Genomic DNA, 26,423 nt, shown 5'->3' on the forward strand with positions numbered 1-26,423 from the left:
GCTACCTCGCGCGGTACAGCAGAATGTCATGTGGGAACGGGACGTCGAGGCCCCAGCCGAAAATAATATAGATGAGCGCGGTGAGCCCTACGGAGACGGGTACCGCGACGCGCCAGCGTTCCTTGCCGAGCAGCTTCGTCCAGAAGAGCAGCAGCGCGAGGCACGGCAGAGACAGTCCGAACCGCTCGAACAGCAGGATAAACGCGGCGAGCCCGAGCACGGCATACAGCGGATAGCGCGAATTGCGCGTGAAGCCTTCTTCCTCGGCGCCCTCCGTCCGCTCCCAGGCAGCGTCTAGCGCAGCGTCGTCGGTGCCGGGAACGTGGTGGACATGCTTCTGAAGTTGGCGTATCGTCCCGGCGGCCGGATTCTTGCGCAGCGCCAGCGCGAGCAGCACCAGCGAGACCAGCGCGATGAGGACGGACAGGCAGGTCGGCCACAAGCCGGGGCCGGGATTTTGCCAGCTGCCGAACTTCATCCGCGCGGATAAAACTAAAAAGTAGACGCCGATGGCGAGCGAGACGGCGCCCGGCCATAGGGCGGCTGCGTTCATTCTAGGCGTATTCATCGGACTCGCACCCCTTACCAGGCAGGAAGGCCGAGCGCGCGCGGTTGGTCCGCATGGCGCTCGGCATCAATGCCATTATGAACTGATGAGCAATGAAGTAGGAATTTAGGACTTCTTGAGATTCTCCTGGTAGTAGCCGAGCGCGTCGTCATAGGCTTTGCGGAAGTCTGCGGCCGGCGTGAAGATCGGCTCGATGAAAATGTTATCGAAGCTCTTTTTCACTTCGGGATCGGCGGTCGCTTGCTTCAGGGCATCCTCGAGCTTGGCGATGACGTCGGCCGGCGTGCCCTTCGGCACGAACAGTCCGCCCGGAGGCGGCGCGAACGTGAGGCCGGTCAGGTTCTGCTCGTCGGATGTCTGGACGTCAGGCAGAATGGCGGAGCGCTTCTTGGTAACGATGGCGAGCGGGCGGAACTTGTTGTCCTTCACGTACGACAGAATCTCGGAGTCGACGTTGACGATCGCGTCGACGTTGCCCCCGAGCAGCGCGTTGACCGCATCGACGCCGCCGTTGAACGGCACGAGCTGGAACTTAAGGTCCTGCGTCTTGGCGAACTGCTCGAGGCCGATGAAGGAAGGCGATGACGGGCCGGTCGTGCCGATCTTGACCGTGTTCGGCTTGGCCTTGATCGCGTCGACCAGCTCCTGCAGCGTGTTGTAGGCGCTGGAGGCCGATACGGCAAGCGCGTACGGGTTGTCCATGAAGCCGCCTACCGCGTCGAAGTCGGCGGTCGTATAGCCGACGTCGGACGACAGCGGCGTGATGATGCCAGGGCCGACAGTCACGAAACCGACTGTGTAGCCGTCCGGCTTGGCCTTGAGCACTTCGTTCATCGAGAGCGCGCCGGCGCCGCCCGGCTTGTCGATGACTTCGACCTTCTGTCCGAGCACGGACTCGAGCTTCGGCTGGAGCGCCCGGACCGCCAGGTCTGACGCGCCGCCCGCGGAGAACGGTACGTAAATCTGGATCGTCTTCGTCGGAAAATCAGTGCCGCCGGACGAAGCACTGGCGCTGGCACTCGCGCCGGCGGAAGCCGATGCGCTGCCCGACGATGCCGCTTCGCTCGAAGCGCCGCCCGACGCGCTATTATTGTTGTTGCCGCAGGCGCCAAGCACCGTCGTCAACAAGAGAGCCGCACCCAGGGCGGCGAATCGGAATTTCTTTCTCATCTAGGTCCCCTCCAATTATCCATGTAAGTTACTCGGATTAATCAGATTATAGGACGCAGCCTTGAATGATGTAAAGATGAAATAAAGAATAGCTGATATCGAAAAAAGTGAATCGTAGCGGGAATATGGCACCTATTACGCATTTTTACCGGACCTGACATTTGTAGCGTTACGAAGCTTGCGGGGCGGGCTCCTGCCCTCTTTTCGCCGTAAAAAAATAGCACCCTTTAGTTTTCATAGGTTTAACCCCAGGGGTTAATCCAATGTCCATACTAGGGGGTGCACTTCAGGCGGAGGGGCCGGATTAATCCGTTTTATACGTCGTCACTTTACTTGCAGGAACTCGAGCACGGCATATGCTGGAAAAATTCTTCCCTGCGGAGGATTTCGATTCGGGAAATGTGGGGGATTTGGATCTGGCTAAGATCTTGCTGGTTGCTTTGGACATTCATTTACAACGAGATAACGTAGTGAACCCGGGCATTAACGATAAACTTCAGAAGTTATTTAGCGCGCACGACACCGGTAGCCCGGATTGGAGCAAAATCTTGAATCGGTATCGCGAGATTATCGACGGCGAATAGCAATCGCTTGAACTCGTCCTCCCTCCGCTTCGTCTATATGTGAAGCACCGAGGGGAGGCGAAGAAAATGGTTGGATTCGATTACAAAGCGGGTTGGAAAGGCTTAAGCAGTGCGACTGCGATCATAACGCTCCTGGCCGCATGCTCGACGGCGGAAGCGCCAGGGAGAGAAACGACGGATGATCGGCACAACATACCCTCATCCTCCGCCACGGCAAACAGCGGCATGGACGCGAGCAAAGCGCCGGACGCCTCCGCTTCGCCGGGGGGCAAGACCGAGGGAGTGCAGCCCGTCGCCTCCATACCGGAGAAAGACGTTTACCTGTATGCCGACACGGAAACGGCCGCGGTTCTCGCCGTCGGAGACGCGCGGCAGACGATGGATTGGACGTACTCGACCGTCCGGGGCGTCACGCCGGTGCTTACGCTCGGCGATTACGACCATGATGGCGAAGACGAACTGGCGGCCGTCTTGGAGCTCGGCTCGGGAACAGGATTGCTGATAGATGAGCTGCATGTCGTGGAGCTGGCGGGAATGGAGGCGGGCGCCTCGGGCGAGCGGCCTTTTGCCGACCATGCGTTTCAGGAGGAGGACTATCTGGCGCAGCTCGGGGATGCGCTTTCGTTCGAGAAGGTAGACAAGGACGGGAAGTGGTTCGGCGAGATTGCGATCGGGGACCGGACGTACGAAGTCGATCTGGACGCTTTCGTTCGCGAACACGTCGCCGAGGCGCTCGGGAAGGAATTGGGGTACGGCGCTATCGTGTATTTCCGGGCAGAGGATGAGGGGTTGACCTTTCAGGCCGCGGTCGGGCTAAGGATCGACGGCTTTGCGGAGCCTCAATATATCGGCGATATTACGGCTTCGGTCAGCTATGATGCGGGTAAGTTCAAGCTCGGCAACTTTGCCTTCGCTGCCGAGTGACGAACCAAAGGCCGCGTATGGCGACTCTCTGCGTACTTTTTCACCCTTTAATCGCCCCTACGTTTCGCTATCGCGTAAAACTACAGGATGACTCTCTCCACCGACTCGCCGGACCACCTATCGCGCAAAAGTGCAGGATTTCCTTTCAACACACACAAATTTTTGCCCAAAAGTTGAATGCATCGTGTACTTTTGCGCGATAGCTCGTAAAAATCCATCATTGTGGCTGAAGATGCTGTACTTTTGCACGATAGCGGCGTTCCCAGCGCTCCCTAAAAGATACGATCGCGTATGGACGATACCTACCGGTTGACGTATACTCTTCTTACGAGACGAAGCACGTCCCTCTACATTCCTTGAGAATGCAGAAGGGGCGTTTTTTTATTTTAAGGAGGTTGCGAGGAAGATGAACTTCGATCAGGCGCATGCCGAATTTATTCAGTCCCATCTAGCCCGGAGGAGCGGCGAACGAAGAGGACGGCTGGAGCGCGGACATCGCGAAGCCGAACGACTGTTTTGTCAAAATGTATGGTGGAAACTTCGCGGCAGCTTCGACGGGCTGCATCCTGAGTACGAGGTGACGGATTGGCGCGGGCTGGCGTACTTTTGCGATTTTGTCTGGATCCACCCGGCGGTTAAGCTCATCATCGAGATCAAAAGATTCGGTCCGCATGTAAGGGACATGGACCGAAAGAAATACAGCAACGAGTTAAACCGGGAAACTTTTTTAACAGCTATGGGATATCGCGTCATTTCGTTTTCTTACGACGACGTCGCGGAGCGACCCGAGTTGTGCATCACCCTATTACGGATGCTGATCGGCGGATTTTACACGCACGAGTCGCCGGTCAACCTTACAGGACTCGCGGAACGCGAGACGCTCCGGCTGGCGTGCCGGCTATCCCGGGCCCTGCGCCCCATCGACGTAGCCGAGCATTTGCAAGTCAACCATAGAACGGCGGTACGGACGCTGCAAACGCTGTGCAGTAAAGGCCTATTCGCCATAGCCAGCAATCCCGACAGCAAATACGTACGCAAATACGAGGCTCAGCCGGCGGCGTTCAAGCTTCTGTAGACGCAGAGATCTTCTTGGCGCTACGCAGCTTGGCCACACGGCGATTGCTATCGTGCAAAAGTGCATCATCCACGTCTGGAATGGTGGATTATTGCGATCCATCGTGCAAAAGTGCATGATTGACCGCCTCTTTCGGCGAAATCTAGTGTGTTCTGCGAGAAAATCCTGCACTTTTGCGCGATAGACGGGACGTCGGGATCGTGGTGGTGACTATCCTGCACTTTTGCGCGATAGACGGGATGCCGGGATCGTGGTGGTGACTATCGTGCACTTTTGCACGGTAGGTGGGACGATGGGATGACGGCGGCGGCGATCTTACTGTCGCGCGGTAGTCAGGGGGCAGTCAGGTTCCTATCGTGCAAAAGTGCATCATCCACGGCCGAAATGGTGGATTATTGCGATCCATCGTGCAAAAGTGCATGATTGACCGCCTCTTTCGGCGAAATCTAGTGTGTTCTGCGAGAAAATCCTGCACTTTTGCGCGATAGACGGGACGTCGGGATCGTGGTGGTGACTATCCTGCACTTTTGCGCGATAGACGGGACGTCGGAATAGTGGTGGTGACTATCGTGCACTTTTGCGCGAAAGGCGTGACGATGGGATGATGGCGGCGGCGATCCTCCGCTTTTGCGCGATAGGCAAGCCGATGACGCGGTCGAGAGAGTGCCCCTATTCGTACCGGATCAGCGTCCCGATCGTCCTCGTGCTCTTCTCGGCGTAGTTCGCGTACGCCTCGGCCGCACGCTCGAGCGGGTAGACGTCCGTGATGAGCGGCCGCACGGAGATCCGCCCCTCCGCCAGCAGGCGGATGTACGCCGCCAGATTCCGTCCCTCGGTCCATCGCACGTGGCCGAGCGGATAGTCCCGGTTGTCCCTTTCGTACGACGGATCGTACCGGCCCGGGCCGCCGGCGCGCGAGATGAGCACCTGCGCTTCCTTGGCGAACATGAGCCCCCGGCTGAAGTTCATCGTCAGGTCGCCGACGATGACGACTTTGCCCCGGTCGCGAACCCACTCGAGCGCCTTATTGATGAGCGGCTCGCCCGGCCCGCTGGCGCACAGCAGCACCGCGTCCGCCCCCGCGCCGCCGGTCTCCTCCGGCAGCGCCGCCTCCAGCGCGGCCGCTTCCGCGTACGCGCTCGCGCCCCCCAGCTGCCGCAGCCCGCCGGCGCGCTCGGCATTCAGATCGTAGCCGACCGCGCGGCAAGCGGCGGCATGGGCGATCTGGGCCACGAGATTGCCCAGGATGCCCAGACCCACGACGACCGCGGAATCGCCGAACCGCAGGTCCGCGACCCGCAGCGCGTGGATCGCGATGGCGCCCAGGCCGCCGAAGGCCGCCTCCTCCCGCGATACGCCGTCCGGCACGACGGCGGTCAGGTTGGTCGGCACCGCGAGCCATTCCGCGTGTCGCACGTACGGCACGCCGTAGCAGGCCACGCGCTCGCCGACCCGGCGGTCCGCCACGCCCTCGCCGACCGCTTCGACGATGCCGACGGCGCTGTAGCCAATGGCCGCAGCCTCGTCCGCGGCGCGGCCCACGAAGCCCATCTCCGTACCCGGGCTGATCGCGGAGTACTCGGTCCGGATCAGCACATGCCCCGGCGCGAGGTCCGGCCGCTCCAGCTCGATCACCTTGATGTTCCCGCTCTGCGTTACAATAGCGCGCATGTTATCACTCCCGCCTAGACGATCTGCCGATCGTTTTGATGTTCCCGCATGACTTCACAGCGCCATGCATGGATTTCACTCCAGCCTTACACGATCTGCTGATCGTTCTGCTTGCGATAGTCGCTCGGCGACACGCCCATATACTTCTTGAACGTCGTCGTGAACGTCGACGAGTTCAAGTATCCCGTCTTCTCCCCGATCTCGGCGATCGACAGGGTCGTGCTTCTGAGCAGGTCCCGCGCATGCGACAGCCTTACTTTGTTCAGATACTCCACGTAGTTCACGCCGAACGTCTTCTTGAAGTAGTTCGAGAAGTACTTGGGCGTCGTCTCCATGACCGCCGCGATCTGGTCCAGGTACAAATTTTCCATATAATGCAGCTCGATGTACTGCGAGATAAAGGCCGAATTCAGCTTGTTCTTCGGCTCCGCTCTCCCGTGTACGGACAGGCGGCCGGCGATCGCGACCAACGCCTCCTCCAGCTCCCGGTAATCGAAGGTATGCTCCGCGCGGCGGCAAAATTCGGTCTCGATCGCGTACAGCTCTTCGCGTATATTAGCGGAGCTGCCGGCGTAGCGGAGCATGTAGAAGAGCATCGACTTGGCGATATGAACGAGCTGATGGCGGTGGACGTTACGTGCCGCGTTTTCGCCCATCGTCTCACGGATGATCTGGACGCTCTCCTGCAGCTTGCCGTTCAGCAAGTAATTCGATAGCTTCTCGAGCTTCTCGAACGGAAAGTAGACGTTCCATACATACTCGATCTCCTCGACGTCGAGCACGCTCGCCGCGTCTCCGACGTTGCGGTACAGCATGCCGTTCATGACGTCGCGGTAGCCGCGATTGGCATTTTTAATCTCCGAGGCATACGCTTCGCTCACGCAAGCCCACAGATCGTAGCCGAGCAGCGCCTCCTTCTCGGCCGCCGCGATGCTTCCGCGCAGCCGCTTGATCAGCCTCGCCCGTTCCTCCGGCTTCGCCAAGCCGACGACGGCGATGAATTCCGCGCGCGAGACATGGAAGACGCTAGCCTCCGCCCCCTCCCGCCGCAGTCCCGCCTCCAGCCGGTCCGCGATCGTCTCGACGGGCAGCGGCGCTTCTCCCGTGTCCTCTCTCGGCCTCGCCTGGAACAGGACCATGACAAAGCAATGCTCTCCGAACAAAGCCGGATAATAGGTTTGCAGCTGGATGTCGTGCGCCTTGGCATGCGCGCTCTCGTCCAGCGCCTGCAGGAACACGCCCCTGCGAAGCTCCTTGTCCGCGTAAGCGAGCTGCTCCCGGTACATCTCGTTGTCCGCCTGCAGCTTGACGATCCCGCTGTAGATCTTGCGGAAGTCGTTGCCTTTGCTGTGCCCGCCTCCGAGCAGCCGGAGGATCCGCTTGACCGGGCGGTTCAGGTAGATGCTGAGGAAGACGGACAGCGCGACCGCGCATACGATCGCGGTGAGCATGATCGAGTCGTTGGCCTGCGTCACCGGATTGAGATTCTGGAACTGATAGGGCACCTTGTCGATATAAATAAATCCGTTGTAGTCCGATTTGTAGAAGTTGTATTCGTAGTTCTCGCGCGTCAGCGAGGCTTCCCGGTCCGCGTTGAAGTAGACGTCGTTCAGCACGTCGACGAGTCCCCATTGCTTGTCCGAGCTGTAGATGATGTTCCGATCCTGATCCAGCAGGATGAGCGACGCGCCGGGAATGACCGACTGCTGGTTCACGTGCTTGAGCAGCGCGGCCACGTCGATCATGACCATGACGTTTTTGTTGGACGTCGCGAGCTTGTTGCCGCCAAAGGCGATCATCAGATTTTGGGTCCGCGGCTGCTGGTTGACGTCCAGCACCTTGAAGGTGTCCGCCGGGAAAATTTTGAACGCGTGCTTGGTCGACGCATACGTTTTCCAATAGCTCGCATTGTACGTATCGTGCCGGTATTTGCCGTCGAAGAAGCGCTCGAAGCCGCTCGTGCCTTGGGACGTGATCGCGAGGCGAGCGTCGTCGTAGAAGACGACGACCTCCTCGATATAGTCGACCGTGGAGATGAGCGTAGACAGATTTTTGACCAGCGTGTAGACCTTCGTCATGTCCAGGCTATCGTCGTCCGCCGAGATGAGATTGTCCGAGGGCGGCAGGCTGTGGACGGAATGAATGACGTTGTCCACCGTCCTGAAGCTGTCGTCGAACGACTGGACGACCGACTTGAAGACCAGCGTATTGTTCTGCGTGACCTTGTCGTAGATGCCGGATATGGAGTTGCGGTAGATCAGATAAGTGGATACGAACATAATCGCGATGACGAGCAGCAGGGAGAAAAAGATTTGCAGAACGCCGAGGTTCGTCACGATCCGCTTCATGATAGGCCATCATCCTTCGCGTCGCAGGTGTATCCGCTTATTCTACCACTAGCCTTTTTCCGCGCCCAGCATGACGCCCTTGGCAAAGTATTTTTGCGCGAACGGATAGATCAGCAGCACCGGGATCATCGCGAGGATAATCGTCGCGTTTTTCTTGGCCTGCGGCGCCAGCGCGGACGCGTCGACGAGCGAGGACGAGTTGCCTTCGTGGAAGATCAGCATGCCTCTCAGCACCACCTGCAGCGGATATTTCCACTGGTCGTTCAGATAGATCATCGGGAGGAAAAAGCTGTTCCAGTGGCCGATGAAAAAGAACAGGCCGACGGACGCGAGCGCGGGCTTGGAGAGAGGCAGCACGATATTGAAGAGAATGCGGTACTCCGAAGCGCCGTCGATCAGCGCCGCTTCGCGGATCTGCGCCGACATATTTTCATAGAAGCTCTTCAGGATAATCAGCTCGAACGTCCAGATCGCATTGGGAATAACGAGCGCCCAGACGGAGTCCAGCATGCCAAGCTTCTGCACGATCAGAAAGTTCGGGATGATGCCCGGCTGCAGGAACATCGTCAGCACGATCGCGAGCATCCAGAACCTGCGCCCGACGAACTGCGGCTGGGACAGCGGATACGCCGCCACGGACGTGAACAGCAGATTGATGAACGTGCCCAGGAACGTATAGTAGACCGTATTCAGGTACGCCCTCGGAATTTTCTGATCGAACAGGACGTCCTTGTACGCCTCCAGGTTGAAGCCGTGCGGCCAGAGGAATACCTCGCCCTTCGTCACGCTGGCGGTATCGCTGACCGATACGGCCGTGATGTATAGAAGCGGATATAAGGTGGAGACCGCGACGGCGATCAGGATCAGCGCGTTGACGACGCCGAATATGGTGATTCTGCGTTGTCCTACCATAGTCCCTTCCCTCCCAGCCGCTTGCTGATCAGATTCGCGCCGAGCAGCATGATCATGGCGACCAGCGCTTCGAACAGGCCGACCGCCGCGCCGTAGCTATAATTGGACTCGAGCAGCCCCTTGCGGTACACGAACGTGGAAAAGACGTCGGCCACGTCGTACGTCATCGAGTTGTACAGGAGCAGCACCTTCTCATATCCGACTCTGAACATCGATCCCGTCTTGAGAATGAACACGACAAGGATCGTCGGCATGAGCCCCGGCAGCGTAACGTGCCACATCATGCGCAGCCGGCTCGCGCCGTCCACCCGCGCCGCCTCGTACAGCGTCGGATTGATCCCGGCGATGGCCGCCAGGAAGATGATCGCTTCGTAGCCGGTGTTGGCCCAGATATCCGAGAGTACGTAGATCGGGCGAAACCAGGCCGGATCGATCAGAAAGTATTTCGACTCGAAGCCGAGTAGGTTGAGCAGCTTGTTCACGATGCCGTTGTTCGGGGACAGGAAGTCCGTGATCATGCTGCTGATGATGACGACGGACAGGAACGTCGGCAGGTAGCTGGCCGTCTGGATGAACTTCTTGAACCAGCGGACGCGAACCTCGTTAAGCAGGATCGCGAGCAGGATCGGAAACGGGAACGAGCACACCAGCGCGAAGAAGCCGAGCAAAAAGGTGTTGCGGAACAAGACGAAGAAGTCCGGGCCGTTAAAAAATCGCTCGAAGTGCTTGAAGCCGACCCAGGGACTGTCCAGGATGCCCGTATACACGCTGTAATCCTTGAAGGCGATGATCAGGCCGTACAGCGGCCCGTACCGGAAGATCGCGTAGAAGACGATGCAAGGGATAAAAAGAACGAGCAGCTGTCTGTCGCGCGCGATTCTGTGGAGCAAATTTCGCATGATGTTCCCTCCTGTCCTGTCGGCGGGAGACGGGCGCGGAGACGGTCTTGTATCGCCCCGCGCCGTCGCTCCCCGCGGATGCAGGATTATTGGGCGCTATCGTAGCGCTTCTGCGCGTCGTTGAAGATCTGGGCGAGCTTGGACGCGCCCAGCTTGTCGGCGTTCTTGATCCAGGCTTCCCACTCGGCGTCGCCGTAGTTTTTGTCGAGCACGTAGCGCGTGTTGAACTCCTCGGCCGCCTTCTGCAGCGAAGTCTGCAGCTCGGCGATCGTCGCGGTCTCGTCGTCGGTGAAGTTCAGGACGGGGTCGAGCGGTTCGAACTTGTTGCCGCTCGTGATCTTGTCCTGCGCCTCCTGCTCCTTCTCCGTGTAGTTAAAGTAGACGCTCCGGTGATCCGGCCGCAGGTACGCGCCTTCGAGCCACATGCCGTATTTGTTCTCGAGCACCTTGATGTCGACGGCCGGCTCGTTAGCCAGCTCCGGATACACCGGCTTGCCGTTCGCGTCGAAGTTGAACGTCTCTCCTTCTACGCCGAGCGTCATGAGCGCCGCGCCCGAAGGGCTGGTCAAGTAATCGAGCAGCTTGAGCGACGCTTCCTTGTTCGCGTTGTTCGCGACCGTGATCGACCAGCCCGCCTCGATCTTCGGCAGCGACCGGACGTGGCCGGTAGGCCCGACGGGATTGCCGTAGCGCAGGTCGTATTCGGGGTTCGAATCCTTGACCTGGTTGTAGAACAAGTCCAGGCGCCCGATCCAGTCGAAGGTGACGAACGACTTGCCCGACGTCATCTTGGACGTCCAGGAATCCTGCGTATCGGTGATGAATTCGGGGTCGAGCAGCTTTTCGTTATACAGCTTTTTCATGAAGTCCAGCATGGCCTTGCTCTCCGGCTGCGTGGAGGCGAACTTCCATGTCTTGGCCGCCTCGTCGTAGTAGACCGGGTAGTTCGCGCCGCCGATGCCCCAGCCGTACGCGAAGTCCTTGAAGATATTGACGGTGCTCTTGGACGCGAACGGGTACGAATCCGGGTAGATTTCCTTCAGCTTTTTGAGCGCCTGGTAGAAGCCCTCCGTGTCGGTCCATTCGGGAATGCCGTTTTTCTCGAAAATATCTTTGCGGTACAGGAAGCCGTGGTTGACCGCCCGGTTCATGTCGTAGATCGGCCAGGTGTAGATCTTGCCGCTCTCGTCGCCGTAGGACTTGACGACCCAGTCGTTCTCCTCCATATACAGCTTCTTGAAGTTCGGCAGCATGTCGGCATAATCGTTGATCGGGACGACCGCGCCCTGCTTGCCCAGCTTCTTGAGCTCGGCCGACGTCAATCCGTGGAAGATGTCCGGCAGCTTGCCGGAGGCGACCGTCACCTTCAGCTTGTCCTGATAGGTAGAGGAGGCGTAGGTCTGAAAGTTGACGGTGATGCCCGTGCGCTTTTCGATCTCCTTGACGATCATCTTGTCGTTCACCGGCGCTTCGCCGACCAGCATCCAGTTGATCGTCGTCGGCTTGTCGACGAGCGGCAGCTTGAGGCCGCCGGTATCTCCGTAGTCGGCGGAGGCGCTTGCCGCGCTGCTTGCCGTGCCGCTTGCCGAAGCGCCCGCAGCCTGCGAGCTTGCCGCAGGGGAACCCGATGCCCCGCCGTTTTCATTATTGCCGCCGCAAGCGGCCAGCGCCGCGGCCGTCAGCGCCAGAACGACGCCGCCGCTTATCCGTTTAATGACCATTTTTTCTTTCCTCCCCAAGCTAAGTTTGTGAGGCTGCCTTACAACCCCCATCCTACGAGACGGCCCAGCGGCTCGTAAATTCAGCGTTTCGACGGAGGTTGGAATTTTCCGGGCCCACGAACCAGGAAAGCGCTTAACGCCTGTCGCATCAAGGGTTTTAGCCGTGTGGAAAATGCTAAAGAGATAGAAAACCGTAAACAATCGGACGAATTTCCCGACGCGGCCGCCCGATCCGCCGGCGCCGTTCTGTGCGCATGCTTCATTTGTCGGATCAGCCGTTACGCCGGCCGTCCGCTCTCATAAATTATAACGACATCTCTGTATTCGCGGACAAGGGGGAGCGATCCAGTGTGGCAACCGGCTTGCTAGACGCGCACGAACGACAGGGGGTAACCGTGATTGCCTGCACGAAACGCCGCAATTACCTGGACAACTTGTTCCGCAACTATGCTCGGCAAACGCATGCGGTGAAGGAGCTGATCGTCGTCGTCAACAACGACCGCATTCCGCTCGCGCCTTATCGTCGGCTGGCCAAGAGGCACGGAAAGGTGAGGGTATTCCGCATGCCGGAGCACCGCTCGCTCGGCGCCTGCCTCAACTTCGCCGTCGGCAAGGCGCGATACGGCCGAATCGCCAAGTTCGACGACGATGATTATTACGCGCCTTATTACTTGACTGACAGCCTGCGGGCGCTTCGCGCTTTCAAAGCCGACGTCGTCGGAAAGCGCGCGCACTATATGTATCTGCGGGGCGCGAAGAAGCTGATCCTTCGATTCCCCCGCGACGAGAACAAGCCCGTCGGCAGGCTTCCGGGTGCCACGCTCGTTTTCCGCAAGCGCGTGTTCGATCGGGTCCGCTTCCCCGACCGCAGCGTCGGCGAGGACGACTTGTTCTGCGACCTCAGCAGGCGGCAGGGCTACAGGGTCTATTCGGGAGGCAGATTCAACTTCGCGGCCGTCCGCAGGAAGAACTCGGCGAACCATACATGGATCATCGGGGACCGGGAGTTGCTCGCGCAGCATAGGACGATCCCGAACGTGACCGACTACAAGCGCTTCGTGCGGAGAAAACCGCGGGGCGCACGGTAATGGCGCGGGCGGAAAGGCGCGGAGCGGCGGAGAACGGGCGATCGGGGCGTCGCGGGCAGACGGAGTGTGGACGGGCGGAAGACGAAGGATCGGAGCGCAGCGGAAGTTCGGAGAGCAAGCGAACGTCCGGCCCGCTCGCGGTATCCGTCGTGGCCTGCACCAAGCGACGCGCGTATATGGAGGCGCTGCTGCGCAACTACGGCAGGCAGCGCTATGCGGCGAAGGAGCTGATCGTGATCCTGAACGGCGACGATCTGCGATTGGAAGCGTACGTGAAGGCCGCTGCGCCGTACAAAAACGTGCGCGTCGTCGCGATGCCGGCGAGCGCCTCGCTCGGCCATTGCCTGAACGTCGGCGCCCGGCTGGCGCGGCATCCGCTCGTCGCCAAGTTCGACGACGACGATTATTACGGACCGGGGTATTTGTCGGAGAGCGTGCGGGTATTGCGCGCGACCGGCGCCGACATCGTCGGCAAGCGCGCCCACTACATGTATCTGGCCGGCAGGAAGCTTCTTCTGCACCGGTACTACGACAGGGCGAACCGGTATGTCGATCAGGTTCAGGGCGCGACGCTGCTCGTCCGGCGGCAGGTGTTCGAACGGATCGGCTTCCGCGAGCTGAACCGCGGGGAGTGCGTGAGATTCTGCGCCGACGCGAGGGCGAGCGGCTGCAAGATCTATGCGGGGAGCCCCTGGGACTTCATCGCCATGCGCAGGCCGCTGTCGCGGGACCATACCTGGGTCGTCAGCGACAAGCGCCTGATGACCCGGCACGCGAAGACGCTTCGGGTCAAAGACATTCGAAGGTTCGTCTGCCGAAGCTAGACTAGGCGGGCGAACTTTTTTCTGCGCAAAATTCGCCTGACGTCCGGGACCGATTCATAGTATGATTTCATAAACGCATAGACGCAAAGGCGCAAAGAAAGACGACTCACCTTTGGAGGTTTGAATGAATACATACACGCAGGCGGAACGGCGCGCCATCCATAAGCGGACGCTCGTCATCGTCGTCATCGCGCAGCTGTTCGGCGGCGCGGGACTCGCGTCGGGCATCACCGTCGGCGCCTTGCTGGCGCAGGACATGACAGGCTCGGACGGCCTCGCCGGACTGTCGACGACGCTGTTCACGCTGGGCTCGGCGCTGTCGGCCTTCGCGGTCGGCCGCCTCACCCAGCGGCTAGGCCGGCGGGCCGGGCTGACCGCGGGCTTCCTCGCAGGCGCGGTCGGCGCGCTGGGCGTCGTCGCGGCGGCGGCTTGGGACAGCCTGCCGCTGCTGCTCCTCGCGATGCTGGTATACGGCGCGGGCACCTCCACCAACCTGCAGGCGCGCTACGCCGGCACGGACCTGGCCGAGCCGCATCAGCGCGCCCGCGCGGTCAGCATCGCGATGGTCACGACGACGTTCGGCGCCGTGGCCGGACCGAACCTGGTCTCGCCGATGGGCAGGCTTGCCGCCGATTGGGGGATCCCGCCGCTCGCGGGGCCCTTCATGCTGGCTGCGGCGGCGTTCGCGCTGGCGGGCCTCGTGTTCGCGATCCTGCTGCGGCCGGATCCGTTCCTTGTCGCCAGGGCGAGCGCATCGGATGTGCCCGCCGCGGGCGAGGGCGGCGGAACCGCCGATGCCGCCACGCCCGAGCGCGCCGGCAGCCGGGGCATCGTCGTCGGCGCGTCGGTCATGCTGATCACCCAGATCGTCATGACCGCCATCATGACGATGACGCCGCTCCACATGAAGCACCACGGGCACAGCCTGGACATGGTGGGCATGACGATCGGCGCGCATATCGCGGCGATGTTCCTCCCCTCGCTCGTGACCGGCGTGCTCGTGGACAAGATCGGGCGCATCGCGATATCCTGCGCCGGGGCGGTGACGCTGCTCTGCGCGGGGCTCGTCACCGCGTTCGCGCCGGGCGACTCGTCGGCCTGGATGATCTTCGGCCTGGTGCTGCTGGGCCTTGGCTGGAACTTCGGCCTCATCAGCGGCACCGCCGTCATCGTCGACGCGACGACTCTCGGCACGCGCGCCAAGACGCAGGGCACCGTCGACGTGCTCATCTCGCTCGCGGGCGCGGCCGGCGGCGCCTTGTCCGGCGCGGTCGTCGCCCTGTCGAGCTTCGCCGCGCTCTCGCTCGCGGGCGGCGCGCTGGCCGTGCTGCTGCTCCCCGTGATGCTCTGGTATCGCCGGGGCGGCTCGCGCCCGTCGGCGCGTTCGTTCGAGGCGTAGCGGCGGCGTTTTCGCAGGATAAGATTTCCGTTAATACTTGTTTCAGTGCGCCAGGTTCACGGTGAGCAGGCAAGCCTGGTCTTCAGTTTTATTTTCCCTCTTTTGCTTGATACATAAAAAGCCCCGTTACGAAGCCGTAACGGGGCACAACATTTACTTCCGCCTGCCAAACTTTAATTCCGGTTCCTTCTCTACGAGATGCCACTTCATATCCAGAAATAACGGCGGGATATAAATGGGATTCATCCATGCGTAAGTCAACGTATCCTCCACCAGGTCTCCGATCAGCAAGGAGTCGTTCTCGTCCAACTGGAGTTTCTGCTTGCCGCTGACGGCAGCCTTGTTTTCCTTGCGCATTCGTTCGGTGACCTCGGCGAAGCTGTATGCCGGTCCCTGTTCGATCTCGGCGAGTCGTTCCAAGTAACGCTGACGCTGCATCTCTTGAGCCGTTGGATCGGCTTCCGAGTCCCACAGCTCGATGAATCGAAAGCCAGTCAAGTTGTGCTGGAGAACGCGATCACGGAAAACGTCGGTAACGAAGATGTAAGTTGATTTAAATTCAGGGATCTTAAAGATCGCAGCATCTTTAATAATATCTTGTGAGAAGACATACTGAGTTATCTTTCTAATCCCTCCATCAGGCCATAATGTTAGTTGGGATCGGCTCCTGTCTAGTGCCGGAATGACATGCAAAACGTTAATGGCGAATAATTTAAAGTAATCATGTTCCAGCGGAAGGGTCTCGACTTTATCTGCAAGCAAATCTTTAGTTGCCCCGACGGCTCTTTTACTGAGCGCCGGAGTTCCGGCTGATAAAGCGATCATATCTAGATCTAGACCTTGAGTGGAGTAGAATTTAATATCTCCCCAACGTTTAACAGGCACGCCATTAAACTGATTTTCAAAGTAAACCTGGTAACTTTTCTCCATATTATCGTAAAATAATTGGTCCTGTTTATCAGAAATTAATTGGTAGATCTTCACCTATCTCCCTCGTTTCCGGTTCCTTCTCAGCAAGATGCCACTTCATATCCAGAAATAACGGCGGGATATAAATGGGATTCATCCATGCATAAGTCAACGTATCCTCAAGCAGGTCTCCGATCAGCAAAGAGTCATTCTCGTCCAACTGAAGTTTCTGCTTGCCGCTGACGGCAGCTTTGTTTTCCTTGCGCATTCGTTCGGTGACCTCGGCGAAGCTATACTCTGGTCCCTTGGTCCGCTCGATCTCGGCGAGTCGCTCCAAGTAACGCTGACGCTGCATCTTTTGAGCTGCTGGATCGGCTTCCGAGTCCCACAGCTCAATGAATCGAAAGCCAGTCAGGTTGTGCTGAAGGACGCAGTCTCGGAATGTATCGGTGACAAAAATTTGAGTAGAGAGACGTTCCGGGATCTTAAAAATGGACTCGTTCGCCACGCGTTCCAATTCAAACGCGTATTTCCTAATGTCCCAAACAGATCCATCCTCAAAAAAAGTAATCTCGGAATTTTTGTAATCAAGCCCGGGGACAATATTTAAAATATTTAGAGCATAGTAGGCAAAGCGAATATGATTAAGCTTTAATAACTCTCCTCGGCTTTCTATAAGATCCTTCAATACGGTAACTGCACGTTCGCTTAATATGACTATCCCCGAGCCGAATTTAGGATAATCGACAGCGATTCTCTTTTCAGAATCGAACTCCATGTTCGAATCCCACTTCTGGATCGGCTCTCCGGCAAACTGCCCCGAGAAGTAGGTTCGATAACCGTTTTCCGTCAAACAATAGAGTCGATCTCGAAAGTCGGATTTAAGCTCCCATATTTTCAAAACGTTGTCCCCCCTTAAAAATTCCCTAGTTTTATTCCTTTGGGGCTTTAATTTTTGGAATGAGATGATGCGCCGCCCAGCCTGTTATTAATCAGCAGCGATAAGAGAGTCCCAATATCCAAGCTAGAAACATCATTTCACAATTGTTGCTATCCCGCCCTTTTATTAGCTCATTATATGACGGCGCTATTAATTGGTAAATTGACATTAGTAGGTTTTTCCATAGAATAAGCACTAATTAGCATCATGGAATGCTTCATTCAACTGAAATCCATGTTCCGGCACGCTTCGCAGGAATAACCCTTCCCGCAGGGGAATACATCGGGTAGAGTATGATAGACACGACGCAATCAAAGGAGGCTCGCACGTGAAATCCATTACCGTACAGAGACTCGCGGATCAATTCAAGCTGGAGGTGCTGGCGGGCGATGGGCGCCTGGACCGGCAGATCTCGCGCTCGCGGGCGCATCGTCCGGGCTTGGAGTTCGTCGGCTACTTCGAGTTTTTCCCGATGGAGCGCGTGCAGGTGCTCGGCCGCAAGGAGATTACGTACTTACTGCAGCTCAGCGTCGAAGAACGCTTGCTTCATATCGGCAACATCGTCAAGTACCACCCGCCCTGCTTCATCGTGACCGCGGGCCAGCAGGAGTTTCCTTATCTGAAAAAGTTCTGCGACGAAGAGGGCATCCCGCTGCTGCGAACGGGCGATCCGACGACCGAGTTCATCGCGAAGCTGGATAGCTATCTGGTCAAGGCGCTCGCGCCGGAGCAATCGATTCACGGCGTCTGCGTGAACGTGTCGGGCATCGGCGTGCTGCTGCGGGGCAAGTCCGGCATCGGCAAAAGCGAGACGGCGCACACGCTCATCCGCAGGGGCCACCGGCTCGTGGCGGACGACATCGTCGTCCTCAAGAAGCTCGGGCCGGCGCTGCTGCTCGGGTCGCACAACGAGACGACGCGCGAGTTCCTCGCGCTGCGCAGCGTCGGCCTGATCAACGTCGTGCGGCAGTACGGCCGCCGGGCGTTCCAGGACGAGACGCGCATCGTGCTCGACATCGAGCTGGCGACCTGGCGGGACGGCGAGCTCAGCAACGCGCTGGAGCTCGAGCCGAAGTTCTCCGACTACCTGGGCGTGCAGATCCCGTACATCGAGATCCAGCTGCAGCCCGGTCGCGACGTCGCCGGCCTCATCGAGGCAGCGGCCAACAACTGGTACCTCAAGCAGCTCGGCTACAGCGCCGCGGAGGAGTTCATGCAGCGAATCCATAACAGCATGCAGTGAGAAACCCGGGCGGATCGCAAGTGTTGCTGTTCAGGAACACTTAGGCGCACTTGAGTCACCGCGGAGCACAAACATTCCTGCTCAGGAACAGTTGATCGTGCTGGAGTAACCGCAGATCGTAATTGTTCCTACTCAGGAACAATTGGGCGCATTTGGCCCAAAGTGGACCGCAAGCGTTCTTACTCAGGAACGTTTGGGCGCTCCTCACGCACCGCACGCATAATGAAGAAGCCGTCACGCAATCCATACGGATTTGCGGGGCGGCTTCTTTGTCTTCGTATCCTCGCGCGGCGCCTCGAATCGATTTATTGAATGCGCCGATTTGATTTTTCTATTACGCAAAATCGCGATCTACCCTTATATTAACTATTAATCCGACTTCACAGACTGGAATTATCAATTTTAAACTCGAGGGGGATTCGAACATGGGAAAGAACAGACAACTGAAGCTGGGCGCCGTGCTGCACGGCGTAGGATCGAGCATGTCGGCATGGAGGCATCCCGACATTCCTTCGGACGCGAGCATCAACTGGCCTCGTTATCTGGAGCAGGCGCAGTTGGCCGAGCAAGGCAAATTCGACTTTATCTTCATCGCCGACGGCCTCACCATCAGCGAAAAGTCGATCCCGCACTTCCTGAACCGCTTCGAGCCGCTGACGCTGCTGTCCTCGCTGGGCGCCGTGACCTCCCGGATCGGGCTCGTCGGCACGCTGTCGACCTCGTACAGCGAGCCCTTCACCGTCGCCCGCCAGTTCGCTTCGCTGGACCATATCTCGGGCGGACGCGCAGGCTGGAACGTCGTCACCTCGCCGGGCGAAGCGACCGCGGCTAACTTCAACAAAGGCGAACATCCCGATCATTCGAAACGCTACCGGCTCGCCGCCGAGTATCTCGAGGTCGCCAAAGGGCTGTGGGATTCGTGGGAGGACGACGCCTTCGTTCGCGACAAGGAGAGCGGCGTCTTCTTCGATCCCGACAAGCTGCACCGCCTGAATCACAAGGGCGAGTTCTTCTCCGTCGAAGGTCCGCTGAACATCGCGCGCTCCAAGCAGGGCCGACCGATCGTGTTCCAGGCCGGCTCGTCGGATGCAGGACGCGACCTGGCCGCGAGGACGGCGGACGCCGTCTTCACCGGACACGAGACGATCGAGGAAGCGCAGGCGTTCTATGCCGACGTGAAACGCAGAGCCGCCGAGTACGGACGTTCGCCGGACGAGATTCTGATCTTCCCGGGCATCGGGCCGATCGTCGGCGCCACGGACGAAGAGGCGGAGCGCCGCTACGAGGAGATCGCCTCGCTCGCTTCGATTGAGGACGCGCTACTGTATCTCGGCCGCTTTTTCGACCATCACGACTTCTCCGCGTACCCGCTTGACGAGCCGTTCCCCGACATCGGCGATCTCGGGACCAACAGCTTCCGCAGCACGACGGACCGGATCAAGCAGAAGGCTAAGGAAAACGGCTGGACGCTCCGCCAAGTCGCGCTCCGCACGATGACGCCCAAGGGGCCGTTCGTCGGCACGCCGGAGAAAGTCGCGGATCGTCTCGCGCAGTGGTTCGAAGGAAACGCCTCGGACGGCTTCATCGTCGGCGAGGCCGTACCGGGCGGGTTCGCGGACTTCGTCAAGTATGTCGTGCCGCTGCTTCAGGCGCGCGGACTCTACCGCTCGGAATACGAGCACGACACGCTCCGGGGCAACCTGGGCCTGCCGTTTCCGGTCAACCGCTATGCCGCGCCGGTCGCGGTCCGTTCTTAATTCACTTTGATCATACGGGAGGATCCCTCGATGTACAGCACGCAACGCTCTTTCAAATGGACTTCTGCACTGCTTGCGGTCTCGCTCGCCCTGACGTTGGCGCTTGCCGCGTGCGGCAACAACAATAACAACGGCGGCGGCCAGGCCGCTGCCGGAGATGCGAGCCCGAGCGCCGCCTCTCCTTCGGCCTCGCAGGCGGACGGCTCGCCTTCCGCCGCCGCGCAAGGCGGCGAGCTGACCTACGCGCTCGCCACCTCGCCCGACACGCTCGACCCGCAGCGAAGCGGCCTCGCGGTCGCCGTCCGCGTCATCCGCACGATTTACGACAACCTCGTCGTGAAGCTGCCGGACAACACAATCAAGCCGTGGCTCGCCACCGAGTGGACCGAGTCTGAGGACGGCCTGAGCTATACGTTCAAGCTGCGCCAGGACGTCAAGTTCCAGGACGGCACGCCGTTCAACGCGGAGGCCGTGAAGTACAACTACGACCGCATTCTCGACCCGAACACGAAGGCCGCCAACGCGAGCGCGCTCCTGAAGCCTTACAAGTCGGCCGAGGTTATCGACGAATACACGGTCAAACTGAACCTGGAGACGCCGTCGCGCGCGTTCCTCGGCAACCTGAGCCAAGCCCTCCTCGGCATCGTATCCCCGACGGCCGCGAAGAAGTACGGCGATCAATTCGGCAAAAACCCGGTAGGCACCGGGCCGTTCAAATTCGTCAAGTGGGAGGAAAACGCCGAGATCACGGTCGAGCGCAACCCCGACTACAACTGGGGACCGGAGATCGTCGACAACAAAGGCGCGCCTTACCTCGATCGCCTCACCTTTAAGATCGCGCCGGAGGAAGCGACCCGGATCGGCAGCGTCCAGAGCGGGCAGGTGCTGGCAGCCGAGACCGTCCCACCGCAGAACATCGTTTCGCTCAAGAGTAATCCCGACTTCCAGGTGCTTCAGGCGAACACGATCGGGCTTCCTTATACACTCTTCATCAATCAGGACCGCGCGCCGTGGGGCGAGACGAAGGCTCGTCAGGCGCTGCAGTACGGCATCGACGTCGGCGCCATCGTCAAGACGCTGTATCTCGGCACTTACGATCAGGCCTGGTCCGCGCTGTCGCCCGGCGTCCTCGGATACGACGCATCGCTGGAAAACGCCATTAAGCCCGACATAGACAAGGCAAACGCGCTGCTTGACGAGATCGGCTGGAAAAAAGGCGCCGACGGCATCCGCGAGAAGGACGGCAAGAAGCTCACGCTGCGCTACGTCGATGGCACGCCGAACCGCGAGAAGCGCAACGATATCGCCGCCATCATCCAGCAGCAGTTGAAGAAAATCGGGATCGACACGGAGGTCGTCATCACCAAGGACATCCTGACCGAGGTATTCACCAACGCCAACTTCGACATTTACGGCAACAGCCAGGTGAACGGAGATCCGAACGCGCTGTCGGCCTTCTATCACACGGCGCCCAAGGGCGTGCTCGGCAATATCGCCCACGTGTCCGACCCGGAGCTCGACGAGTGGCTGGAGCAGGGCGCGCTGGAGAAGGACGACGCGAAGCGCGCCGAGCTGTACAAAAAGGTACAGCAGCGCATCAAGGACGAGGCTGTCATCATCCCGATCTACGTGTTCCCGTACACGGTAGCCGCATCCAAGTCCGTTCAGGGCCTGAAGTTCGATCTGCTGGGCTACCCGCTGTTCAACGACGTGAGCCTGGCCAAGTAACGGAGAGGAAGGGGTAACGAACGATGCTCAAAGCCGTGACCGGGCGCATCCTCTCTTCTCTCCTCGTCATCGTCGGATCGTCGGCGCTCGTGTTCGTCATCATGTATCTGCTGCCGGGCGATCCGGTGGCCAGCATGATCGACGTCTCCAACGCCTCGCCCGAAACGATCGCGAACCTCCGTCACCAGCTCGGAATCGACCGCCCCTTCCTGCTGCAGCTTGCCGACTACTTCGGCAAGCTGCTTCGCGGCGATTTCGGCCAATCCGTGCTGAATTCGGAGCCCGTGCTGCCCAAGATCGCTAAGCACTTTCCTGCGACGCTCGCGCTCGCGGCGGCCAGCGCCGCCGTGTCGGTCGTCGTCGGCGTGCTCCTCGGCGTGCTGTCGGCAATCCACCGCAACAAGCCGATCGACCTCATCGCCCGGATCGTCGGCCTGCTCGGCATCTCGATGCCCGCCTTCTGGACCGGCATCCTGCTGCTGCTCATCTTCTCCATCCGGCTCGGATGGTTCCCGGCGATGGGCTCGCACGGCTGGCGGACGCTCGTGCTGCCCGCGCTTACGCTCGGCCTGATCGGCGCCGGCTTCATCGTCCGCATGGTGCGCAACAGCATGCTCGAGGTCATCGGCGACGCCTTCGTCGTCACGCTGCGCGCCAAGGGCTTGTCCGAGCGGGCCGTCATGTACCGGCATGCGCTGCGCAACGCGCTCATCCCCGCCGTCACGATGATCGGCGTGCTGGCCGGCGAGATGCTGGCGGGCACCGTCGTCATCGAGACGGTATTCTCCAGGCAGGGCATCGGCCGGATCATCGCGGACGCCATCATGGCGAAGGACCTGCCGGTCGTGCAGGGCGTCATCCTGTTCTCCTCGCTCGTGTACGTCGTCGTGAATCTGCTCGTCGACTTGTCGTATGCGGTCATCGACCCGCGGGTGCGGCGTTCGGCGTGATGGTAATGGTGTGATGGCGCGTTGGCTGGATGGCGAATGACGTGACGGCAAAATGGCTGGATGGCTGGATGGCGAATGACGTGAACGCACAATGGTTGGATGGCTGGATGGCGAAATAACTGGATGGCGTGGCGGAGGTTGCGATAGTTGCTAAAAGGCAGTTATTTCGGCGCGCTCCGTCACTTTTGAATGAATAGTTGTCAAAAGGCAGTTATTTGGCTCGGTTTGCCCCCCTTGCTGCGAAATACGGAAAATTAGATGCCTTTTGGACGTTAATTTCTTTACTTAGCGGCCAGCCGCTGAATTAGCTGCCTTTTGACCCTTATCTCTGCCCGGCCAAGAAAGGACGTGAACCTAATGAGACAATCTACGGCCGCCGAGGCGGTGCTGCAGCGCCGGAAGTGGGAGCTGCCGGCCTACCGCGGACGCGCAACGCGCCTCAAACCGGCGGATCTGTTCGTCTACGCCGCGGGAGCGCTTATCTTGATCATCGCGATCTGCGCCGCTTTTCCGCAGTGGATCGCCCCTTATTCACCGACGGACATGATGCTGGACGCGATCATGCAGGGGCCGAGCGCCGCCCATCCTTTCGGCACCGACTATTATGGCCGCGACATTCTGAGCCTCGTCGTATACGGCGCCCGCGATTCGCTGTACATCGGCTTCATGTCGGTGCTGGTCGGCGGGCTCGCGGGCGGCGCGATCGGCACGATCTCCGGCTATATCGGCGGCGCGGTAGATGCCGTCCTGATGCGGATCGTGGACGTGCTGATGACGATTCCCGGCATCCTGCTGGCGCTGGCGATCGCCGCCGCGATGGGGCCCGGCCTCGGCAATATCGTGCTGGCCGTGGCGGCGGCATCCGTGCCCGGCTATGCGCGCGTCATGCGCGGGCAGACGATCAGCATCAAGAGCCGGCCGTTCGTGACGGCTTCCCGCGCCATCGGCGCGACGCCCTTCTCGATTTTCTGGAAGCATGTGCTGCCCAACTCGCTCTCCCCCCTGCTCGTCATGGCGACGCTCGGCATCGGCACCGCGATCCTGACGGGCTCCGGCCTCAGCTTCCTGGGACTCGGCGTGTTAAAAGAAATTCCCGACTGGGGCGCGCTGCTGTCGCAAGGACGCGGCTACCTGACGGTCGCCTGGTGGATCTGCACGTATCCCGGCCTCGCGATTACGCTGCTCGTGCTGGCCGTCAACATCGTCGGGGACTGGCTGCGCGACCGGCTCGACCCCAAGCGCAAGGAAGGCTGAGCGACCCTACCGACGCGTCGGGTCTAGCCGCCAAGACCGTCCGGTCCCTTAACAGAAAGGAGTCTGTCATGCAAAGCCTGCTAGAGATCGAACAACTGTCCGTCGGCTTCCGTACGAAGCGCGGATTCCTGCAAGCCCTGCACGACGTGTCCCTGACGATCGCCCCGGGAGAGACCGTCTGTCTCGTCGGCGAGTCGGGCAGCGGCAAGACCGTCGCCTCCAAGGCGGTCATGCGGCTCGTCGACTACGAGAACGGGCAAATCGAAGGCGGCCGGATCGCGCTGAACGGCGTCGATCTGACGGCGCTCACCCAAGGCGAGCTGCGCAGCCTGCGGGGCAAGCGGATCGCGATGATCTTCCAGGAGCCGATGGCCGCGTTCGACCCCGTCTACACGATCGGCTACCAGATCGTCGAGACGATCCTGCGGCACGAGCGCAAGACGAAGGCCGAGGCCAAGGCGCATGCCGCGAGCTTGCTCGCGCGGGTCGGCATCCCGGAGCCGGAGCTGCGCATGAAGCAGTACCCCGGCGAGCTATCGGGCGGCATGCTCCAGCGCGCGATGATCGCGCTCGCGCTGTCCTGCGGGCCGGAGCTGCTCATCGCGGACGAGCCGACGACGGCGCTCGACGTGACGATTCAAGCGCAGATCCTCCACCTGCTGCAGGAATTGAAGGCGGAGTTCGGCATGTCGATCCTGCTGATCACGCACGACCTGGGCATCGCCGCGCAGATCGCCGACCGGATCGTCGTCATGTACGCCGGCCGCATCGTCGAGCAGGCGACGGTCGCCGAGCTGTTCGCGCAGCCGCATCATCCGTACACGAGCGGCTTGCTGCGCTCGGTCGCCACGCTCGATACGGAGAAGGGCGATCGGCTTTACGCTATCGCGGGCAGCATTCCGAGCCTGAGCAAGCTTCCGGAGGGCTGCGTGTTCCATCCCCGCTGCCCGCACGCGACCGACCGGTGCCGAGCGTCGGCGCCGCCGCTCGTCAAGCGGGGCGGCCGCGAAGCCGCCTGCTGGCACGCGGACGCGCTGCTGCAGGACGGCGCGCTTAGCGCCCGGGAGGCGCAGGGAGAGGCGACGGATCGCGGCGAATCCGCGGGCGCGGCATTATGGCCGGATCGCGGCGTGTCCTCGGTCGTTGCGCCAGAACACGGCGAGTCCGCGGTGGTGGTGCCGAATCGCGGCTTGACCGCGCACGAGCCGCCGGCGCCGGAAACGGTGCGCGTCTTGCTTGAAGAAGGCAAAGAGAACGGGACGACGCAGGCGGAGCAGGCGAAGACTGGGAGCGTCGAGCTGTTTAAGGTGGAGGACGTGTGCAAGTATTATCCGATCAAGCGAGGATTCCCCGGACGCTCCCGGACGTTCGTACGCGCGGTGGACGGCGTCTCCTTTTCCATCCGGGAAGGCGAGACGCTCGGGCTCGTAGGCGAATCGGGTAGCGGCAAGTCGACGCTAGGCCGGCTGCTGCTGCAGCTGGAGCCCGTCACGTCGGGGCGCGTGCTGTTCGAGGGCGAAGATTTGACCCGTCTCGGCGCCTCGCGGCTTCGGCAGACGCGCAGGCATATGCAGATGATCTTCCAGGATCCGTACGGCTCCCTCGATCCTCGCTGGAACGTGGGCGATCTCGTCGGCGAGCCGCTCGCCGTCCATCACGGCCTGGCGGGCAAAGAGAAAAAGCAGCGCGTCGAGGAGCTGCTCGCCGCCGTCGGACTCGACCACGGGATCTTATCGCGGCACCCGCACGAATTCTCGGGCGGCCAGCGGCAGCGGATCGGCATCGCGCGGGCCATCGCGCTCCATCCGAAGTTCGTGCTTGCCGACGAGGCCGTGTCCGCGCTGGACGTATCGGTGCAGGCGCAGGTCGTCAACCTGATGCAGGACCTGCAGCAGAAGCTGGGGTTAACTTACCTGTTCATCGCCCACGGCCTGCACGTCGTCCGTCATATCTCGGATCGGATCGCCGTCATGTACCTGGGCAGGATCGTGGAGATCGCGCCGAGCCGCGAGTTGTTCCGGCGTCCGGCCCATCCGTACACGCGGGCCCTTATCGACTCGATCCCGCACCCGGATCCGCGGCTTCGGACCGAGCCAGCCGCCATCCGAGGCGAGATTCCGTCCCCGGCGCGTCCGCCGGCTGGCTGCAGATTCCACACCCGCTGCCCGCTGGCGACGGACCGATGCCGGTCCGTATCGCCGGACCTGCTGCCGCTGGACGGCGATCGTTCGGTCGCTTGCCATTATCCGCTGCAGTAAGGGGCTGGGCGCTGTAACCGAGAAAAGTACCGTTGGAGCCGTGCGTTCGACAACATTGAGCGCTGTAAGCGAAAAAAGTACCGCTACAGAAAAAGCAGGTTACTGCAAGGAAGATAAACGCCGTTGGAGCGGCGCGAACGACGGTTGAGCGTGCTTTAACCGAGAAATTCACTGTTGCGGGAAAAGCGAGTTACGGTAAGC

21 protein-coding genes are annotated in these 26,423 nt (G+C 60.3%); 12 read left to right on the forward strand and 9 right to left on the reverse strand.

The genetic code is table 11. The annotated features are described in order from the left end of the window. Nucleotide 1: 1 nt before the first annotated feature. A complete protein-coding gene (locus BM235_RS22540; RefSeq protein WP_090116500.1) occupies nt 2-568 on the reverse strand; it encodes a tripartite tricarboxylate transporter TctB family protein in 567 nt (188 codons plus the stop codon). Nucleotides 569-673: 105 nt separating this feature from the next. Continuing rightward, nucleotides 674-1,738 (reverse strand): tripartite tricarboxylate transporter substrate binding protein, encoded by a 1,065-nt coding sequence (locus BM235_RS22545; protein ID WP_090116501.1) that lies wholly within the window; start codon nt 1,736-1,738, stop codon nt 674-676. A 356-nt stretch (nt 1,739-2,094) separates the two neighbouring features. On the opposite strand from BM235_RS22545, the gene BM235_RS22550 reads away from it, so the two are divergent. The 3 genes from BM235_RS22550 (at nt 2,095) to BM235_RS22560 (ending at nt 4,321) form a co-directional block, all read left to right on the forward strand. Further along, nucleotides 2,095-2,322: a hypothetical protein gene (locus BM235_RS22550; RefSeq protein WP_090116502.1), complete on the forward strand. Its 228-nt coding sequence runs from the start codon at nt 2,095-2,097 to the stop codon at nt 2,320-2,322. A gap of 66 nt (nt 2,323-2,388) precedes the next feature. Then, nucleotides 2,389-3,246: a hypothetical protein gene (locus BM235_RS22555; RefSeq protein WP_090116503.1), complete on the forward strand. Its 858-nt coding sequence runs from the start codon at nt 2,389-2,391 to the stop codon at nt 3,244-3,246. Between the two features lie 406 nt (nt 3,247-3,652). Next, nucleotides 3,653-4,321 carry a DUF559 domain-containing protein gene (locus BM235_RS22560; protein ID WP_090116504.1) on the forward strand — a complete coding sequence of 223 codons (669 nt, stop codon included), beginning with the start codon at nt 3,653-3,655 and terminating at the stop codon, nt 4,319-4,321. Between the two features lie 669 nt (nt 4,322-4,990). Here the strand turns inward: BM235_RS22560 and BM235_RS22565 are convergent. The 5 genes from BM235_RS22565 to BM235_RS22585 form a co-directional block, all read right to left on the reverse strand. Beyond that, nucleotides 4,991-5,992 carry a zinc-dependent alcohol dehydrogenase gene (locus BM235_RS22565; protein WP_090116505.1) on the reverse strand — a complete coding sequence of 334 codons (1,002 nt, stop codon included), beginning with the start codon at nt 5,990-5,992 and terminating at the stop codon, nt 4,991-4,993. 86 nt (nt 5,993-6,078) lie between these two features. Further along, nucleotides 6,079-8,340: a helix-turn-helix domain-containing protein gene (locus BM235_RS22570; RefSeq protein WP_090116506.1), complete on the reverse strand. Its 2,262-nt coding sequence runs from the start codon at nt 8,338-8,340 to the stop codon at nt 6,079-6,081. A gap of 48 nt (nt 8,341-8,388) precedes the next feature. Continuing rightward, nucleotides 8,389-9,252, reverse strand: coding sequence for a carbohydrate ABC transporter permease (locus tag BM235_RS22575; protein WP_090116507.1), 864 nt, complete (start codon nt 9,250-9,252; stop codon nt 8,389-8,391). After that, nucleotides 9,246-10,151: an ABC transporter permease gene (locus tag BM235_RS22580; protein WP_090116508.1), complete on the reverse strand. Its 906-nt coding sequence runs from the start codon at nt 10,149-10,151 to the stop codon at nt 9,246-9,248. Before BM235_RS22580 ends, BM235_RS22575 begins: the two co-directional genes overlap by 7 nt. 86 nt (nt 10,152-10,237) lie before the next feature. Continuing rightward, nucleotides 10,238-11,872, reverse strand: coding sequence for an extracellular solute-binding protein (locus BM235_RS22585; protein WP_090116509.1), 1,635 nt, complete (start codon nt 11,870-11,872; stop codon nt 10,238-10,240). Between the two features lie 350 nt (nt 11,873-12,222). Here BM235_RS22585 and BM235_RS22590 point away from each other — a divergent pair, with 350 nt between their 5' ends. From BM235_RS22590 to BM235_RS22600, 3 genes are all read left to right on the forward strand, one after another. Continuing rightward, nucleotides 12,223-12,960 carry a glycosyltransferase family 2 protein gene (locus tag BM235_RS22590; RefSeq protein ID WP_255374529.1) on the forward strand — a complete coding sequence of 246 codons (738 nt, stop codon included), beginning with the start codon at nt 12,223-12,225 and terminating at the stop codon, nt 12,958-12,960. Beyond that, complete coding sequence (locus BM235_RS22595) at nt 12,960-13,784, forward strand: glycosyltransferase family 2 protein (RefSeq protein WP_090116511.1); 825 nt, start codon at nt 12,960-12,962, stop codon at nt 13,782-13,784. Before BM235_RS22590 ends, BM235_RS22595 begins: the two co-directional genes overlap by 1 nt. A gap of 124 nt (nt 13,785-13,908) precedes the next feature. After that, nucleotides 13,909-15,183 (forward strand): MFS transporter, encoded by a 1,275-nt coding sequence (locus BM235_RS22600; protein WP_090116512.1) that lies wholly within the window; start codon nt 13,909-13,911, stop codon nt 15,181-15,183. 153 nt (nt 15,184-15,336) lie between these two features. On the opposite strand, the gene BM235_RS22605 is transcribed toward BM235_RS22600, so the two are convergent. Next, nucleotides 15,337-16,167, reverse strand: a complete 831-nt coding sequence (locus BM235_RS22605) for an imm11 family protein (protein ID WP_090116513.1) — start codon at nt 16,165-16,167, stop codon at nt 15,337-15,339. Then, nucleotides 16,142-16,993 (reverse strand): imm11 family protein, encoded by an 852-nt coding sequence (locus BM235_RS22610; RefSeq protein WP_090116514.1) that lies wholly within the window; start codon nt 16,991-16,993, stop codon nt 16,142-16,144. The genes BM235_RS22605 and BM235_RS22610 overlap by 26 nt, the downstream gene beginning before the upstream one ends. A 367-nt stretch (nt 16,994-17,360) precedes the next feature. Between BM235_RS22610 and hprK the strand changes: the two genes are divergently transcribed. The 6 genes from hprK to BM235_RS22640 all read left to right on the forward strand — a co-directional run bounded on the left by hprK (nt 17,361) and on the right by BM235_RS22640 (nt 26,222). Next, nucleotides 17,361-18,275: an HPr(Ser) kinase/phosphatase gene (gene hprK, locus BM235_RS22615; RefSeq protein ID WP_090116515.1), complete on the forward strand. Its 915-nt coding sequence runs from the start codon at nt 17,361-17,363 to the stop codon at nt 18,273-18,275. Nucleotides 18,276-18,700: 425 nt separating this feature from the next. Then, a complete protein-coding gene (locus tag BM235_RS22620) occupies nt 18,701-20,032 on the forward strand; it encodes an LLM class flavin-dependent oxidoreductase (protein ID WP_090116516.1) in 1,332 nt (443 codons plus the stop codon). 30 nt (nt 20,033-20,062) lie between these two features. Further along, a complete protein-coding gene (locus tag BM235_RS22625) occupies nt 20,063-21,760 on the forward strand; it encodes an ABC transporter substrate-binding protein (protein WP_090116517.1) in 1,698 nt (565 codons plus the stop codon). Nucleotides 21,761-21,783: 23 nt separating this feature from the next. Next, nucleotides 21,784-22,710, forward strand: coding sequence for an ABC transporter permease (locus tag BM235_RS22630; RefSeq protein WP_090116518.1), 927 nt, complete (start codon nt 21,784-21,786; stop codon nt 22,708-22,710). A gap of 357 nt (nt 22,711-23,067) precedes the next feature. Then, on the forward strand, nt 23,068-23,964 hold the full coding sequence (locus tag BM235_RS22635; RefSeq protein ID WP_090116519.1) for an ABC transporter permease: 897 nt from the start codon (nt 23,068-23,070) through the stop codon (nt 23,962-23,964). A 68-nt stretch (nt 23,965-24,032) separates the two neighbouring features. Beyond that, nucleotides 24,033-26,222: an ABC transporter ATP-binding protein gene (locus tag BM235_RS22640; RefSeq protein ID WP_090116520.1), complete on the forward strand. Its 2,190-nt coding sequence runs from the start codon at nt 24,033-24,035 to the stop codon at nt 26,220-26,222. Nucleotides 26,223-26,423: the final 201 nt, after the last annotated feature.

It is taken from the genome of Cohnella sp. OV330 (assembly GCF_900112065.1).
GTDB lineage: Bacteria > Bacillota > Bacilli > Paenibacillales > Paenibacillaceae > Cohnella.